Consider the following 13,723-nt stretch of genomic DNA (forward strand, 5'->3'; position numbering starts at 1 on the left):
AAGTTAGGGTTCGGTGCCATGAACGAGCAGTGGCAGGAGATCGGCGACCGGGTCTATGTCCGGCGTCACGAGTCCTTCGACATGAACTCGGGCCTGATCGTGGGCGACGACGGGCACTGCCTGGTGCTCGACACGCGTACCTCACACCGGGAGGCGGCGGACCTGATCGAGGCGGTCAGGAGGATCACCGCCGGTCCGTGGACGGTGGTCAACAGCCACTCCCACTACGATCACTACTTCGGCAACGCGCTCTTCCGTCCCGCCGAGATCTGGGGTCACATCAGGTGCGCGGAGGAGATCGAGCGGCACGGCGAGCAGCACCGCGCGAAGGTCATCGGGCGGCTGCCCGAGCGGCGCGAGGAGCTGGAGGAGGTCACGATCGTGCCCCCCGACCACACGTTCACGGTCGCGGCCAGCCTGGACATCGGCGGGCGCATCGTGCACCTGCGGCACTTCGGGCTCGGGCACACCAGCAACGACGTCGTCGTCCACGTTCCTGACGCCGGTGTGGTGTTCGCCGGTGACCTGGTGGAGGAGGGGGCGCCGCCGGCATTCGGGGACTCGTACCCGCTCGACTGGCCGGCCACCACGGCGGCGATGCTGGACGAGATGCCCGAGCAGGTGTTCGTGCCGGGGCACGGCGCGGTGGTGGACCGGGAGTTCGTGCAGGCCCAGCGGGCCGAGCTGGCCCTCGTGGCGGAGCTGGCCAGGCGGGCGCACGTGGAGGGCCTGCGCGACGTGATCAAGCTCTTCCCCTATCCCGAGGACGTGACCAGCAAGGCCATCGCCCGCGCCTTCATGCAGCTCGACGCCTGACCCGTTGCCACGCTATATTGCAACTTGCAATATAGAGGGAGGCATCATGGCGCGACGCCACGACTTGGTCGGCCTGACCGTGCTGGCACTGCTCACGGTGCGCGCCGCCCACCCGTACGAGCTGCATCGCTTCATCATCGAGACGCACAAGGACTACATCACCGGCCTGCCGCGCAGCCTCTACCACGCGGTCGAGCGGCTGGCCGGGGACGAGCTGATCGTGCCCGCCAAGACCGACCGCGAGGGCCGCAGGCCGGAGCGCACGGTCTACGAGATCACCGAGGAGGGCCGCGAAGAGCTGGTCACCCGGCTGCGGCAGCTGCTGGAGAAACCAGACCCCGACCGGCGCGCGTTCGTCGCGGCCGTCTCACTCATCGCCTGCATGCGGCTGCCCGACGCGCAGCGGGCGCTGCGCACCCGGGCGGCCACGATCGAGGGCGTCCTGGCCGGGATGGACGCCCACATACGGGCCATGGCCGACAGCGGCCTGCCCGCGATCCTCATGCTCGAGGTCGGGTACGAGCAGGCGCTGCACAAGGCCGAGCTCGACTGGGTCAGAGACCTGCTCGACCGGCTCGACAAGGGGGAGCTCGACTGGGCTCCCTCGATCGAAATGTAAGAGGCCGCCGGGGTGCGCCAACACCCCGGCGGCCGGACATCCGAACAAGGCGCCTGCCCTGCCCGAACTCGCATTCACAGGATAGGCGCCGCGACCAAGGGAGCTGTGCCATGTCCGCAGAGATCGTCCGCCTGCTCGCGCGAATGACGGAGACGTGGAACGCCGGCGACGCCAGGGCGTACGCCGAGCTGTTCACGCCCGAGGGCTGGCGCTTCGCCTCCTTCCAGAACACCCGGGTGGGCCGGCCATGAGGAAGCGGCTCATCACCGAGGTCGCCGGGGTGATCGGCGCACCCGTCGAGCAGGTGTGGCAGGCCCTGCTGAAGGATCGGCCCGCCTACGAGATGAAGACCGAGCTCGGCGACCACACCGTGGCCTACCAGGGTGGCTGGTGGTACCGCGGCGAATGGTCGGTCACCCGCCACCCCGAGGGCGCACGCGTGGACCATCGCGTCTACAGCGTGGCCGGCCCGTACTGGGCCGTGGCGCTGGCCAACAACCTGTTCATCGGCTTCGGCGAGCGCACGCGCGAATCGTTCGCCAAGGGCATCGCCCGCATCGCGAACCAGTTGGGCTGCTCCGCGCGGCTCACCTAGGGTCAGTGCCCGAGCGCAGCACGACGTACGCCCTGCAGATCAGGCGAGCCTGATCTTCCCCTTCGAGACCTTGATCTTCTTGCGGGCGAGCGGCCGCTTGGCGGGGCCGTTCACCACCGCCCCGGTCGAGGCGCTGAACTTGCTGCCGTGGCACGGGCAGTTGATCGTGCCACGGCTCACACTCGCCACCGCGCAGCCCTGATGGGTGCAGATGGCGCTGAAGCACCGGTAGACACCCTTCTTCGGATGGGTGATCACGTACTTGCCCTTGATGACCCGGCCGCCGCCGAGCGGGATGCTCTTGGTCGTGGCCAGCAGAGGGCCGGCCGCCTCCGCTTCCGCCTGGCCGGGCCACAGGAAGACCACTCCCGCGCTCGCGGTACCACCTCGGACGATCAATGCACGGCGTGTGAGCATAGTTGCCTCCTTCAACCAATCCTCACGTATGGAGATCACGGATTGGGTTCAGGGGGTGCCCAAGGGAAATCTGGCGACGAAACCGCCGCCCGCGTACACGAGCGACCCGTCGTGCAGGGTCGCGATGTCCCGCGCGATCGGCAGCCCGAGCCCGGCGCCGCCCGCGTCCCTGGCCCGCGCCTCGTCCAGCCTGGTGAACCGGTCGAACACCGCCTCCCGCTGCTCGAACGGGATCCCCGGGCCGTCGTCGAGCACCTCCAGCACGGCCTGATCGTCCTCCGCGTGTACGCGGACCCGTACGGTCGAGGCGGCGTGCCGTACCGCGTTGTCGGCCAGGTTCGTCACCAGGCGGTCGAGATGCGCCCGGGAGCCCTTCATCACCACGTCGGGCTCGATGTCCAGCTCCACCCGCACCTCGGGCCGCCGCCTGGCTCGCAGGGACTCTTCGGCCGCCACCTGGCCGAGATCCAGCTCGGTGGCGCGCAGCGGCTCGCCCGCGTCCAGCTTGGCCAGCATGAGCAGGTCGGCGGCCAGGGCCTGCAGGCGCTCGACGTCGGCCAGTGCCTCCTTGGTGAGCTCACTGGGCTCGGCCAGCTCCAGCCGCGCGCGCAGGGTGGCGATGGGACTGCGCAGCTCGTGCGCCGCGTCGGCGACGAACCTCTTGTGCGTCCCCACGGCCGTCTCCAGGCGGTCGAGCGTGCCGTTCACCGTGGTGGCCAGCGCGGCGATCTCGTCCTTCGAGCCGGGTACGGGGACGCGCTGGTGCAGGTCGCGGGCGGTGATGTCGGCGACCTTGGCCCTGATGGCGGCCACCGGAGCGAGCGCGCGGCCCACCGAGAACCACGTCATGGCGGCCACCACGAGCAGCACCGCCGGCACGCCGGGCAGCAGCGCGCTGTTCATGGTCCGCAGCGCGTCCTCGGCGGTCGCCCGCGAGACCCTCGACCAGACCATGCCGGGACCCGTCGCGGTGGCCACCTTCACCCCGGCGACGGCGTACTCGCCCGGCTCCGCCCACTCCTTGATCACGTCCCCCTTCTCGGCGGTCAGCACGACATCGGGATCGGCGAGCCTGGCCGCCGTACCGCCATACAGGTGGACCGCGCCCCCCTTCACCACGGCACCCGGCTGTACCGGCTCCGCGGGCACCCCGACGGGAGTACCGGGATTGGACTTGATCTCTATGGTCTGCGCAAGCGGCGCCGCGGCCACGGCCTTCCTGGCCGCCTCGGCGTCCGCGCTGCTCTCCAGGCTGCCCCGGAGCACCACGATCAGCACCAGAGCCACGATCCCGAGGGCGAGCGCCACGACCAGCGTCGCCGCCGCGGTCGCCCGCAGCCGCACGGAGGAGAGCCCCGCGGACACCCGCCGCATTCCGCCTGCAGCAGGAAACCGCACCCGCTTCACTCCGCCTCCAATCGGTAGCCCGCCCCGCGGACCGTCATGAGCGTCGTCCGGCCGAACGGCAGGTCGATCTTCCTGCGCAGCGCGCTGATGTAGACCTCGACGATGTTCGGGTCGCCGTCATAGGAGAAGTCCCAGGCCTGGGCCAGCAGCTCGCTCTTGGAGACCACCTCGCCGGGCCGCCGGGCCAGGGCGTGCAGCACCGCGAACTCCTTCGGCGTCAGCCCGATCTCCACCTCACCCCGGCGGCACCGCAGCCCGGCCGGATCGATCACCAGGTCGCCCACGGTGATCGACACCGGCCGCTCGCGCCCGCCCCGCCGCACCAGCGCGCGCAGCCGGGCCAGCAGCACCACGTACGAGAACGGCTTCGACAGGTAGTCGTCGGCCCCGTTGTCGAGCGCCTCCGCCTCGTCGTAGATGCCGTCCTTGGCCGTGAGCATCATGATCGGCGTCCAGTCGCCCGCCTCGCGCAGCCGGGAGCAGACCGCGTACCCGTTCATCCTGGGCAGCATCACGTCCAGGACGATCACGTCGTACGTGTTCTCGGTGGCCATCCACAGCCCGTCGCGTCCGTCGTGGGCCACGTCCACGGCGAAGCCCTCGCCCGCCAGCCCGCCCTTGATCAGGTCGGCCAGCCGCTCCTCGTCCTCCACCAGTAGCACTCGCACGCCGTCCAGAGTGCCTCACCGCACCTAAAGCCAACCTGAAGATCATTTAGGGCCTCTTCAGGATCGCTTCAGGTACGGCGGGCCAGGCTCGGGGGCGTTCGACCGATCCCATAGAGGAGATTCCATGTTCAAGCGACGTCTCGCGGTGCTCGGCGCGGTCTGCGCGCTCGCGCTCACCGGTCTGGCCGGGTCCGCCCTGGCCGACGAGCCGACCTCCACCGCAGGTGCCAAGGTGACGTGCACGACGAGCGACGGCAAGACCATCGAGTTCCCCGAGATCAATCCGGGCGAGCAGATGGGCGTGCTGGTCGGCCCCGACGGGAAGGTGAAGAAGGTCGACCCGAAGGAAACGGTGAAGCTGGAGGCCCTTCCCCTGCCTGAAGGGGCGAAGGGCGAGCCGCACGTAAAGATCAAGAAGTTCGAGGAGGGCGACGCGGTGCCCGCGCTTCCCGCCACGCCGGGCGAGCCGGTCGACGTGAAGGACGTCAACGGGGGCGTCGTCGTCGCGGAGAAGGGCGAGGCCCCCGTGGGCGAGCCCGGCAAGGCGGTCAAGATCACCTGCAAGAAGGCCGAATAGTCACTCGGTGAAGGACGGATGCGGCCCTAGCGCCCAGTACTCGTAGAGGCCGTGGCCGACGAGCCCGTCGTACTCGAAGCGCCCGACGGCGTCGACCAGGCCCCACATCTTGGCGGCGTCGCCGGGCAGCCGGTACGTCACGCCCTGCACCACGGGCCCCGGACCCTGGTACATGCCGTGCCGCCAGTCCGGCTCCAGCCCGTAGCCGGTGCCGACCATGAGGTGCACCGGCAGGAGGGGGGTGCAGTGCACGTCGAACGGCTTGCCGCCGGGCGGGGAGAAGGTGATCGTGGCCTCGACGACGTCCCGGGTACCCGGGACGTAGACGGGGCGGTAGTCCGGCCGGCCGAGGTATTCCTCCTCCCGCCCGTCCGACCAGACGCGTACGGCCTCCTCCAGCACCCGGCGGCCCCGCTCGTCCTCCTGGACGATGCAGAGGATGGCGTGGTCGTCGAACCGCATCGGGGCGTAGAGCCAGTAGAACGTGCCGGGGTTGTTGGACTGGATGCCGGGCGGCTCGGGTTCGCCGACCGGCCGGATGCCCCAGGAGCGGTCTCTGGTGCCCTGCCAGCGGTCGGGGGTGACCGGGATGTCCTCCTCGCCGATCCTGATATTTCCGGACCAGCGACCGGTCTGCGCCAGGCGTACCGAGTCGAACATGACACGCTCCTGCCACCGCAGGAAGTGCCGGGGTTCGAGGGTCGCCGGGATCGTGCCCTCCCAGAGGAGGTCGAAGGACAGGCCATGCTCGTTCGGCTCCAGGATCACTCGGAGCCGTTTGAGCCCTTCGACGACCTCGACGCGGAACGGCCCGATCCCGGTGTCCATCCGGTCGGGGCCGAGCTCGCGCGAGGCCCGTACGACGCGGTGCAGGTCGCGGTGGCGTACGCAGGCGAAGGCGTCGGTGACGCCCAGGTTGGGGTACTGGCCGAGGCCGACGATCAGCATGAGCTCGTCGGTGCCCGCGTGGCAGTTGAAGTAGTAGCGGTCGTAGAAGTTACGGTCGGAGGTGGCCACGTGCCGCATGACCTGGGCAGCCTGGTGGACGGGATAGTCGTCGAGGGGTGACAGCGCCATGCCCGGGTTGTAGCAAGCGCTTGGTAAAACGTCAACGGGGCGCCGGGCAACAGAAGCGCGCCCTCGTACCTCTTCCGGTATCGAGGGCGCGCTCCCTGGGCAGATCAGGACATCTTGCGGGATGTCTCATCCGCCTTGCTCGACGCGTCGGCCGCCATCTGGTCCGAGGCCTCGGCAGTCCTTTCCGCCTTCTCGTTGACCCAGCGTGAGGCATCAGAGGCGGAATCCTTCATGTGCTCGGTCCACTGCTGGGCATTGCGGCGGTAGAACAGGTAGCCGATGGCCCCCACCGCGAGGCCGGTCACCAGGATGAACGCCGGCCACTGTCGCGAACGCGACGGCGTCGGGTCGATCTTCCTGGCCGCCGTGGTCAGCATCGAGCTGACCTTGGGGGCGACCTGATCCTCGAAGCCGTGCGCCGCGGACTCCAGCCGCGGCGCCGCCCAGTAGCGGGCGTCTTCGATGCGATGGGCGGTGGCCGTCCTGGCCTGGTCCGCCATGGGTGCCATACGGCGGCCGGTTCGTACGGCCTGGGCCTTCACACGGCCCATCCACGTGGCGGGTACTTCCATGACCACGCGGCGTCTTCTTAGTGTCAGGGACACGACAACCTCCCCTGTCGTTGGGGCCCCGAGCCTGACCTTCCCTGGACAAGGCGGCTCAATCATGGCCGGTCGTGGGAGGATGGCTCCGATGGCCCAACGGCCATAGTCCTCAAAACACCACAAAAACAACCCTGTGCATAGAGGGGGGCAGCTGTCTCGTGGCTGAGAAGCTGATCGCAAACCTGCAGACCAATCGCGGCAATATCAAGGTGGAACTCTTCCCTACCAAGGCCCCGAAAACGGTACGTAACTTCGTCGAGCTGGCAGAAGGCTCGCGCGAATGGACGCACCCGGGCACCGGTGAGAAGAGCACTGCCCGCTACTACGACGGCACGATCTTCCATCGGATAATCTCCGGTTTCATGATTCAGGGCGGTGACCCGCTGGGCCAGGGCATCGGCGGGCCCGGCTACGAGTTCGACGACGAGATCCACCCGGATCTCTGGTTCAACCGCCCGTACCTGCTGGCCATGGCCAACGCGGGAATCCGCTTCGGCAAGGGCACCAACGGCTCGCAGTTCTTCGTCACGCTGGTGCCGACGCCGCACCTCAACGGTAAGCACACCATTTTCGGCGAGGTGATCGAGGGCCAGGACGTCGTCGACGCCATCGGCAAGACCCGCACCGACAGCCGTGACCGGCCGGTGGAGGACGTCATCCTGGAGTCGGTCACCTTCGACCGCGTCCAGGCCTGACCCGGGCGCTGAGGGGACGGGCAGGCGACTTTCGGGGTAACGCGGTAGCCGCCCGCAAGTCATAGGCTTTCGGTCATGACCAGCCAGCCGCCCAGTCCGCCCCCTCAGCCCGAGCAGCCGGCTGAGGCCGTACCCACGTGCTACCGGCATCCCGACAAGGAAACCTGGGTTCGCTGCCAGCGCTGTGAGCGTCCCATCTGCCCCGACTGCATGCGCGACGCGGCGGTCGGCTTCCAGTGCCCCGAGTGCGTGGCCGAGGGCAACCGCGGCATCCGCCAGGCCAAGTCCACCTTCGGCGGCAACGTCGTACGCACGCCGTTCGTGACGTACGCCATCCTGGGCATCAACATCCTGGTCTTCGGCGCCCAATACCTCACCGGCAACGAGGTCACGGCTCAGCTGGCCATGTGGCCGGCCGGCGTGGCCGGGCTCGACCAGTACTACCGGCTGATCACTGCCGCGTTCGTGCATGGCGGCGTCTTCCACATCCTGTTCAACTCGTGGGCGCTTTACGTCGTCGGCCCCTACCTGGAGCGCGCCTTCGGCCACGTGCGCTTTGTGGCGATCTACCTGATCAGCGCGCTCGGCGGCTCGGTGCTCGGCCTTTGGCTCGACCCGGTAACCCAGCCGACGGTCGGCGCGTCTGGAGCCATCTTCGGCCTGTTCGGCGCGGTGTTCCTGGTCGGCCGTCGGCTCAACATGGACGTCCGTGGCATCGCCGTGCTCATCGTGATCAACCTGGTGATCACGTTCCTGGTCCCCGGCATCAGCTGGACCGGCCACATCGGCGGCCTGATCACCGGATCGTTGCTGGCAGGAGCGCTGGCCTACGCCCCCAAGAGCAACAGGGCCCTGTGGCAGGTCCTGGCGATCGCGGGAGCGCTGGCGCTGCTGGCCGTGCTCGTGCTGGTGAGGGCGTCAGCAATCCTGGGCGCCGCCTGAGGGTCCTCGGGGGCACTGGCCCCCGCAGGCCCACAGGGTGTGGAAAAAACTGTGGAAAAAACTAGCGCCAGCGGGTGGAAAGCACCACACCGAAGATGATGAAAACGAACCCGATCAACAGGTTCCAGTTTTGGAGGTCGCCGATGAAGGGCGTCTGTGGTGCGACGTAGTAGACGGCGATCCACAGAATACCGATGATCCACGCCACGACCATCGTGGGGGCCAGCCAGCGGGGGCTGACCTTGACCTGCTGGGACCTCTGCGGCGGGGTGTAGACCGCCTTCTTTCGAGCCTTGGACTTGGGCACTGGGTAACTCCTGCTGAGGGCCTGGGGCATCCGGATCGTCCGCAGGCTCTTTGTTAAGCCTAGTTGGATTGTGGCCCAGGATAGTCGCCACGCGCACTTCATGGCGATCCCCGGCGAACGCGTATCTCCCGGATAACCTGATCGAATGCGGGCCATGCTCCGGGCCGTGGGGGAGACGAGCATCACCGCGGGCCTGATTCTCATGCTGTTCAGTGCGTACCTGCTCTGGGGGACGGGATCGTACACCCAGAGCCAGCAGACGCAGCTCCAGCGCGAGCTGAAGATCGACGAACTGCCTGCCGACGAGTCGGCGGGCGGCAAGACGGCCGAGGAGCGCAGCCGTCTGGGGAAGATCCGCCTGGGTGAGGCCGTGGCCCTGCTGCGCATTCCCAAGCTCGGCCGGCACTTCCGGTACGCCGTGGTCGAGGGCACCGGCATCGAAGAGCTCAAGAAAGGGCCCGGGCACTATACCGGCAGCGCCATGCCCGGCCAGCTCGGCAACTTCGTGGTGTCGGGGCACCGGACCACCTACGGGGCGCCGTTCAACGAGATCGACGAGCTCGAAAGCGGCGATGAGATCATCGTCGATGCCCGTGAGGCCCGCTACACCTATCGGGTGGTCTCACAGGACATCGTCCGGCCCGACGAGACCGACGTGATCGCCCCCGTGCCCGGCAAGCCCAACATGCGGCCCGTCAGCCCCTTCATCACGCTGACCACCTGCCACCCCGAATACTCGGACGCCCAGCGGCTCATCGTCTACGGCATGCTCGACAGGACCGAGCCGAGGAAGGAATGACATGTACGCCTGGCTCTGGCGCAAGCTGCCCGGCAGCACGAGTACCAGGGTGGTGACGGCCGCCGTGCTGGTCACCGTCGTGGTGGCCGTACTGTGGTATGTCGTCTTCCCGCTGTTCGAGCCCTTGGTGACGCTTGACGAGGTGACCGTAACGGAATGAGCCGCGTGCTGATCGTGGACAACCACGACAGCTTCGTCCACACGATCGTGCAGTACTTGCGCTTCCTGGGCGCCGACTGCGACGTGCGGCCGCGCGATGACGTACGCGTGGGCGACGCTGACGGCTTCGACGGCGTCCTCATCAGCCCCGGCCCCGGCACACCCGAGGCGGCCGGCGTGAGCGTCCCCCTGGTGCGCCACGCGGCCGCGCACGCGCAGCCGCTGCTCGGCGTCTGCCTCGGCCACCAGGCCATCGCCATCGCCTTCGGCGCCACCGTGTCCCGCGCGCCCGAACTCCTCCACGGCCAGACCAGCGCCGTCTTCCACGACGGCAAGGGCGTGTTCGAGTCGCTGCCCTCGCCGGTGCGGATGACCCGCTACCACTCACTCGCCGTGCTGCCCGAGACTGTGCCGGAGGTGCTCGACGTGACCGCGCGCACCGAAGACGGCGTCATCATGGGCCTGCGCCACCGCCGGGCGCCCATCGAGGGCATCCAGTTCCACCCCGAGTCCGTGCTGTCCGAGCACGGCCACATGCTGCTCGAGAATTGGCTGCGGGGAACCGTGTAACAAACGTCTCGCGTACAGCGACTAACAAGTGAGCGTCCCCGCCGTTGCCCCCGAGCGGCGGGGGCGTTCCTTTTTCCTCCAGGCTTGCCACGTTCGTCCAGGCGTTCCATGCGAAGGGCCGCCCGTCCCCCGCGCAGGGGACGGGCGGCCCTTTCCGCCTGTCAGGGGCCTCAGCCGCCGAAACCGCCGTCGTCGTCGCCGATCGGGTTGTCCTCGGTCGGCTCTTCCGTGGGCTGGTCCGTCTGGTCGTCCGTGGGCTGGTCCGTCGGGAAGTCGGTGGAGGGGGGAGTCGTCTCCAGCTCCGGACCCGTGGACACCACGATCGTCACCGTCGTGTTCGGCGGCAGCTTCTGGCCCTCAGGGGGGTTCTGCTGGAAGACCGTGCCCTCGGGCTGGTCGCTGGGCGACTCGGAGACCCTCGTCCTGAAGCCGGCCGCCTTGAGCTGGGCGGTGGCGTCCTCCACGGTGAGCCCGATCACGTTGGGCACCTCGCCCAGCTGCTTGGGCACCCAGAGGGTGACGCTGCCGCCCTCCACGATCTCCTCGCCGGACTTGGGCTTTGTGTCGAGGACCGTGCCCTGCGGCCTGGTCGAGGCCTTGGTCTTGAGCACGCCCCGCAGACCGGCCTCCTCCAGGATCTTCATGGCATCCGCCTGCGGCACGCCGACGAGGCCGTCAGGCACCTTGATCTTCTTCGGCCCCGAGGACACGAACAGCTTGACGGGGGAGCCCTTCTCGACCTTGGTGTTCTCCTTGGGATCCGTCTTGATCACGGTGCCCTTGTCGACGTCGGAGCTGGGCTCCTGGACCACCTCGACCGTGAGCCCCAGCTTTGTGAGCTGCTCCTCCGCGTACGCCCTCTCCTGCGACGCGAGGGGCGGGATCGTGATCGACGTGTCCGTCGGCGTGCTGGGGGCGCCGAACAGCATGTAGCCGACCGTGATGAACCCACCGATGATCAGAAGCGGAATGATGATCCACAGCGCCGTCTTCACGCCGTTGCCGCCACTGCTGGCCCTGCGCCGTCCGCCGCGGCCACCGCCCTCGCCATCGCCGTACTCGTACGGCGGGACCGCGGTGGTGCGCTGCGTGGCCGGGCCGGTGGCCGCCTGCGTGGTGGTCATCATGCGCGTGCCCTGGCCGTGGTTGCCGGTCATCGCCATCGTCTGGGCGTCGACCGGCATGCCGGTCATCGCCCGCTGGATGTCGGCCCGCATCTCGCCCGCGTTCTGGTAGCGATGGGCCGGATCCTTCGCCATGGCCTTGAGCACGATCGCGTCGGCCCACGGCGGGATCTCGCGGTCGATCTGCGACGGCGGGATCGGCTCCTCGCGCACGTGCTGGTAGGCGATCGCGACGGGGGAGTCGCCGGTGAACGGCGGCTGCCCGGTGAGCAGCTCGTAGAAGAGGCAACCGGTCGAGTAGATGTCGCTGCGCGCGTCGACCCGCTCGCCCCGCGCCTGCTCGGGCGACAGGTATTGCGCGGTGCCGATCACCTGCGCGGTCTGCGTCATCGTGGCCGCGGAGTCGGCCATCGCGCGGGCGATGCCGAAGTCCATCACCTTGACGTCGCCGGCCCGGGTGATCATCACGTTGGCCGGCTTGATGTCGCGGTGCACGATGCCGCCGCGGTGGCTGTAGTCAAGCGCCCGCAGGATGCCGTCGACCAGCTCGGCCGCGCGCTCGGGCATCAGCCGCCGGTCCTGGCGCAGCAGGTCGCGCAGCGTCCTGCCGTCGACGTACTCCATCACGATGTACGGCACGGGGGCGCCCTCGGAGACGTCCTCGCCGGTGTCGTAGACCGCGACGACGGCCGGGTGGTTCAGGGAGGCCGCGGACTGCGCCTCACGGCGGAAGCGGGCCTGGAAGGTGTGGTCTCGCGCCAGGTCGGCCCGAAGGGTCTTGATCGCGACTATGCGGTCCAGCCGGATGTCTCGGGCGCGATACACCTCGGCCATGCCGCCGCGCCCGACGACACCGTCGAGCTCGTAACGACCTCCGAGTAGCCGAGGCTGAGTCATTTCCTGCACTGTCCCTTACCGTTCATCTTGGGTACCGGCCTGCTCGGGGGCTGCCGGTGTCCATCATCGACCCCGCGGCGCGTCACGTCTCCTCCTTGGGCGGGTTTGTTTCCCCCGGGTCCGGCGAGGCGGTCGGTGTCGGAGTTGTCGGTGTAGTGGTGGGCGTTGGGGTGGCTGTGGACGTAGGGGTTCGGGTGGTCGGCTTCGGTTTCGGCGTCGGCTTCTTGGTAGGAGATGCCGACTTGCTTACCGTAGCCGACCGCGAGGTTATAGGCTTCCGCGACTTCACCGGAACCACCGAGGGCCGCCGGGTGCGCGTTTTCGTCTTGCTGGGTCGCGGCTGTTCAGGGGTCAGCACCGTCGACTCCGTGGGGTCGGCCACTTCGGGCGCCGGCTGAGTCGGCTGGCGGCCGGCAAGGGTGATGGCGCTGAGCCCCACCGCGGCCACGCACCCGGCCGTGGCCACCGCGGCGAGCGTCCTGGCGCCCTTGCGCCGCCTGCCCGGCTGCTCCTCCAGCGCGGTGGCCGGGGCGAGGTCGTCGGTCTCCCGCGCGTCCTCCGGCGACGGCTCACGTACTCTGAAGCCCGACGGGTCGGTCAGACTGCTGAGGTCGGCACCCTGCTCGGCACCGGCCAGCGACTCACGCAGCACGTAGGCCCGGTCGGCCGCCTCCAGCGCCGTGGCCGGGCGCTGCGCCGGATCCTTGGCCAGCAGCGCCATGACCAGCTCCCGCACCGGTGCCGGCACGTCCACGCCGAGTGGCGGCGGCGGCTCGTTGAGGTGCAGCAGCGCGATGGCCACCTGACTGTCCCCGCTGAACGGCGTGCGCCCCGCCAGGCACTCGTAGGCCACCACGCCCAGCGAGTAGAGGTCGGTCGATGGCGTGAGCGGGAAGCCTTGCGCCTGCTCGGGGCTGACGTATTGAGCGGTGCCCAGTACGGTGCCCGTCTGCGTCACCGGCGCCGCCTCCAGGGCCCGCGCGATGCCGAAGTCCGTCACCTTGATGACGCCCTCGGGGGTGACGAGGAGGTTGCCCGGCTTGATGTCGCGGTGGATGATCCCGGCCGCGTGCGCCGTGTGCAGCGCCTTGGCGGTCTGGTGCACGACGTCGAGCGCCACCTCGGGCCCGGTTGCGCCGTTGCGGGCCAGGATGGCCGACAGCGGCTCCCCGTGGACCAGCTCCATCACCAGGTAGGCCAGGTCGTTCTGCTCGCCGTAGTCGAAGACCTGCGCGACCCCCGGGTCGGCCAGCGCCGCGGTGATCCTGGCCTCGTTGCGGAAGCGCTCGCGGAAGGTGGGGTCGGCGTAGATGTGGCTACGCAGGATCTTGACGGCCACCTCGCGCCCGAGCAGCTCGTCGCGGGCGCGCCACACCTCTCCCATACCGCCCGTGGCGATGCGGGAGACCAGGAGGTAACGGTTACGGAGCCGCATGATCCAGCAGGTTA

General features: G+C 68.9%; 18 protein-coding genes. 10 read left to right on the forward strand and 8 right to left on the reverse strand.

Features of this window, described 5'->3' with window-relative positions; translation table 11 throughout:
* Window positions 1-18: 18 nt before the first annotated feature.
* The 4 genes from EJK15_RS07500 (at window position 19) to EJK15_RS07510 (ending at window position 2,030) form a co-directional block, all read left to right on the forward strand.
* Window positions 19-816, forward strand: coding sequence for an MBL fold metallo-hydrolase (locus EJK15_RS07500; protein ID WP_138709648.1), 798 nt, complete (start codon window positions 19-21; stop codon window positions 814-816).
* Between the two features lie 46 nt (window positions 817-862).
* Window positions 863-1,435 carry a PadR family transcriptional regulator gene (locus EJK15_RS07505; RefSeq protein WP_138709649.1) on the forward strand — a complete coding sequence of 191 codons (573 nt, stop codon included), beginning with the start codon at window positions 863-865 and terminating at the stop codon, window positions 1,433-1,435.
* Window positions 1,436-1,545: 110 nt separating this feature from the next.
* Window positions 1,546-1,686: a nuclear transport factor 2 family protein gene (locus EJK15_RS70290; protein WP_171074162.1), complete on the forward strand. Its 141-nt coding sequence runs from the start codon at window positions 1,546-1,548 to the stop codon at window positions 1,684-1,686.
* Complete coding sequence (locus EJK15_RS07510) at window positions 1,683-2,030, forward strand: hypothetical protein (RefSeq protein ID WP_138709650.1); 348 nt, start codon at window positions 1,683-1,685, stop codon at window positions 2,028-2,030. The genes EJK15_RS70290 and EJK15_RS07510 overlap by 4 nt, the downstream gene beginning before the upstream one ends.
* A 39-nt stretch (window positions 2,031-2,069) precedes the next feature.
* Here EJK15_RS07510 and EJK15_RS07515 read toward each other — a convergent pair whose 3' ends face one another.
* The 3 genes from EJK15_RS07515 to EJK15_RS07525 are packed head-to-tail and all read right to left on the reverse strand — an operon-like array spanning window position 2,070 to window position 4,522.
* Window positions 2,070-2,447: a QcrA and Rieske domain-containing protein gene (locus EJK15_RS07515; RefSeq protein WP_138709651.1), complete on the reverse strand. Its 378-nt coding sequence runs from the start codon at window positions 2,445-2,447 to the stop codon at window positions 2,070-2,072.
* Between the two features lie 48 nt (window positions 2,448-2,495).
* Window positions 2,496-3,812, reverse strand: coding sequence for a sensor histidine kinase (locus EJK15_RS07520; RefSeq protein ID WP_240776814.1), 1,317 nt, complete (start codon window positions 3,810-3,812; stop codon window positions 2,496-2,498).
* 38 nt (window positions 3,813-3,850) lie between these two features.
* Window positions 3,851-4,522, reverse strand: a complete 672-nt coding sequence (locus EJK15_RS07525; protein WP_138709652.1) for a response regulator transcription factor — start codon at window positions 4,520-4,522, stop codon at window positions 3,851-3,853.
* A gap of 124 nt (window positions 4,523-4,646) precedes the next feature.
* Between EJK15_RS07525 and EJK15_RS07530 the strand changes: the two genes are divergently transcribed.
* Window positions 4,647-5,099, forward strand: a complete 453-nt coding sequence (locus tag EJK15_RS07530; protein WP_138709653.1) for a hypothetical protein — start codon at window positions 4,647-4,649, stop codon at window positions 5,097-5,099.
* Here the strand turns inward: EJK15_RS07530 and EJK15_RS07535 are convergent, their stop codons facing one another.
* Entirely contained in the window at window positions 5,100-6,176 is a 1,077-nt protein-coding gene (locus EJK15_RS07535; RefSeq protein WP_138709654.1) for an Rv3169 family protein, read from the reverse strand.
* Between the two features lie 104 nt (window positions 6,177-6,280).
* Complete coding sequence (locus tag EJK15_RS07540; RefSeq protein ID WP_138709655.1) at window positions 6,281-6,754, reverse strand: YtxH domain-containing protein; 474 nt, start codon at window positions 6,752-6,754, stop codon at window positions 6,281-6,283.
* Between the two features lie 185 nt (window positions 6,755-6,939).
* Between EJK15_RS07540 and EJK15_RS07545 the strand changes: the two genes are divergently transcribed.
* Both EJK15_RS07545 and EJK15_RS07550 read left to right on the forward strand, forming a co-directional pair.
* Window positions 6,940-7,476 (forward strand): peptidylprolyl isomerase, encoded by a 537-nt coding sequence (locus EJK15_RS07545; protein ID WP_138709656.1) that lies wholly within the window; start codon window positions 6,940-6,942, stop codon window positions 7,474-7,476.
* A 75-nt stretch (window positions 7,477-7,551) separates the two neighbouring features.
* Window positions 7,552-8,418 carry a rhomboid family intramembrane serine protease gene (locus tag EJK15_RS07550; RefSeq protein WP_138709657.1) on the forward strand — a complete coding sequence of 289 codons (867 nt, stop codon included), beginning with the start codon at window positions 7,552-7,554 and terminating at the stop codon, window positions 8,416-8,418.
* Between the two features lie 61 nt (window positions 8,419-8,479).
* Here EJK15_RS07550 and EJK15_RS07555 read toward each other — a convergent pair whose 3' ends face one another.
* Window positions 8,480-8,725 (reverse strand): cell division protein CrgA, encoded by a 246-nt coding sequence (locus tag EJK15_RS07555; protein ID WP_127938089.1) that lies wholly within the window; start codon window positions 8,723-8,725, stop codon window positions 8,480-8,482.
* A gap of 145 nt (window positions 8,726-8,870) precedes the next feature.
* Between EJK15_RS07555 and EJK15_RS07560 the strand changes: the two genes are divergently transcribed.
* The 3 genes from EJK15_RS07560 to EJK15_RS07565 are packed head-to-tail and all read left to right on the forward strand — an operon-like array spanning window position 8,871 to window position 10,253.
* Window positions 8,871-9,524 (forward strand): class E sortase, encoded by a 654-nt coding sequence (locus EJK15_RS07560; protein WP_138709658.1) that lies wholly within the window; start codon window positions 8,871-8,873, stop codon window positions 9,522-9,524.
* Window position 9,525: 1 nt separating this feature from the next.
* Window positions 9,526-9,684 carry a hypothetical protein gene (locus EJK15_RS70295; protein WP_171074163.1) on the forward strand — a complete coding sequence of 53 codons (159 nt, stop codon included), beginning with the start codon at window positions 9,526-9,528 and terminating at the stop codon, window positions 9,682-9,684.
* A complete protein-coding gene (locus EJK15_RS07565) occupies window positions 9,681-10,253 on the forward strand; it encodes a glutamine amidotransferase-related protein (protein WP_138709659.1) in 573 nt (190 codons plus the stop codon). The genes EJK15_RS70295 and EJK15_RS07565 overlap by 4 nt, the downstream gene beginning before the upstream one ends.
* 170 nt (window positions 10,254-10,423) lie before the next feature.
* On the opposite strand, the gene pknB is transcribed toward EJK15_RS07565, so the two are convergent.
* Together pknB and EJK15_RS07575 are read right to left on the reverse strand one after the other, a co-directional pair.
* Window positions 10,424-12,274 (reverse strand): Stk1 family PASTA domain-containing Ser/Thr kinase, encoded by a 1,851-nt coding sequence (pknB, locus tag EJK15_RS07570; RefSeq protein ID WP_138709660.1) that lies wholly within the window; start codon window positions 12,272-12,274, stop codon window positions 10,424-10,426.
* Between the two features lie 82 nt (window positions 12,275-12,356).
* Window positions 12,357-13,709: a serine/threonine-protein kinase gene (locus EJK15_RS07575; protein ID WP_138709661.1), complete on the reverse strand. Its 1,353-nt coding sequence runs from the start codon at window positions 13,707-13,709 to the stop codon at window positions 12,357-12,359.
* Window positions 13,710-13,723 lie beyond the last annotated feature (14 nt).

The sequence above is a fragment of the Nonomuraea basaltis genome (assembly GCF_005893125.1).
Lineage (GTDB): Bacteria > Actinomycetota > Actinomycetes > Streptosporangiales > Streptosporangiaceae > Nonomuraea > Nonomuraea basaltis.

Bases quoted from the DNA above. Each gene is read 5' to 3' on its own strand.
- EJK15_RS07500 (WP_138709648.1), top strand. From the start codon at position 19: ATGAACGAGCAGTGGCAGGAGATCGGCGACCGGGTCTATGTCCGGCGT.
- EJK15_RS07505 (WP_138709649.1), top strand. From the start codon at position 863: ATGGCGCGACGCCACGACTTGGTCGGCCTGACCGTGCTGGCACTGCTC.
- EJK15_RS70290 (WP_171074162.1), top strand. From the start codon at position 1,546: ATGTCCGCAGAGATCGTCCGCCTGCTCGCGCGAATGACGGAGACGTGG.
- EJK15_RS07510 (WP_138709650.1), top strand. From the start codon at position 1,683: ATGAGGAAGCGGCTCATCACCGAGGTCGCCGGGGTGATCGGCGCACCC.
- EJK15_RS07515 (WP_138709651.1), bottom strand. From the start codon at position 2,447: ATGCTCACACGCCGTGCATTGATCGTCCGAGGTGGTACCGCGAGCGCG.
- EJK15_RS07530 (WP_138709653.1), top strand. From the start codon at position 4,647: ATGTTCAAGCGACGTCTCGCGGTGCTCGGCGCGGTCTGCGCGCTCGCG.
- EJK15_RS07535 (WP_138709654.1), bottom strand. From the start codon at position 6,176: ATGGCGCTGTCACCCCTCGACGACTATCCCGTCCACCAGGCTGCCCAG.
- EJK15_RS07550 (WP_138709657.1), top strand. From the start codon at position 7,552: ATGACCAGCCAGCCGCCCAGTCCGCCCCCTCAGCCCGAGCAGCCGGCT.
- EJK15_RS07560 (WP_138709658.1), top strand. From the start codon at position 8,871: ATGCGGGCCATGCTCCGGGCCGTGGGGGAGACGAGCATCACCGCGGGC.
- EJK15_RS70295 (WP_171074163.1), top strand. From the start codon at position 9,526: ATGTACGCCTGGCTCTGGCGCAAGCTGCCCGGCAGCACGAGTACCAGG.
- EJK15_RS07565 (WP_138709659.1), top strand. From the start codon at position 9,681: ATGAGCCGCGTGCTGATCGTGGACAACCACGACAGCTTCGTCCACACG.
- pknB (WP_138709660.1), bottom strand. From the start codon at position 12,274: ATGACTCAGCCTCGGCTACTCGGAGGTCGTTACGAGCTCGACGGTGTC.
- EJK15_RS07575 (WP_138709661.1), bottom strand. From the start codon at position 13,709: ATGCGGCTCCGTAACCGTTACCTCCTGGTCTCCCGCATCGCCACGGGC.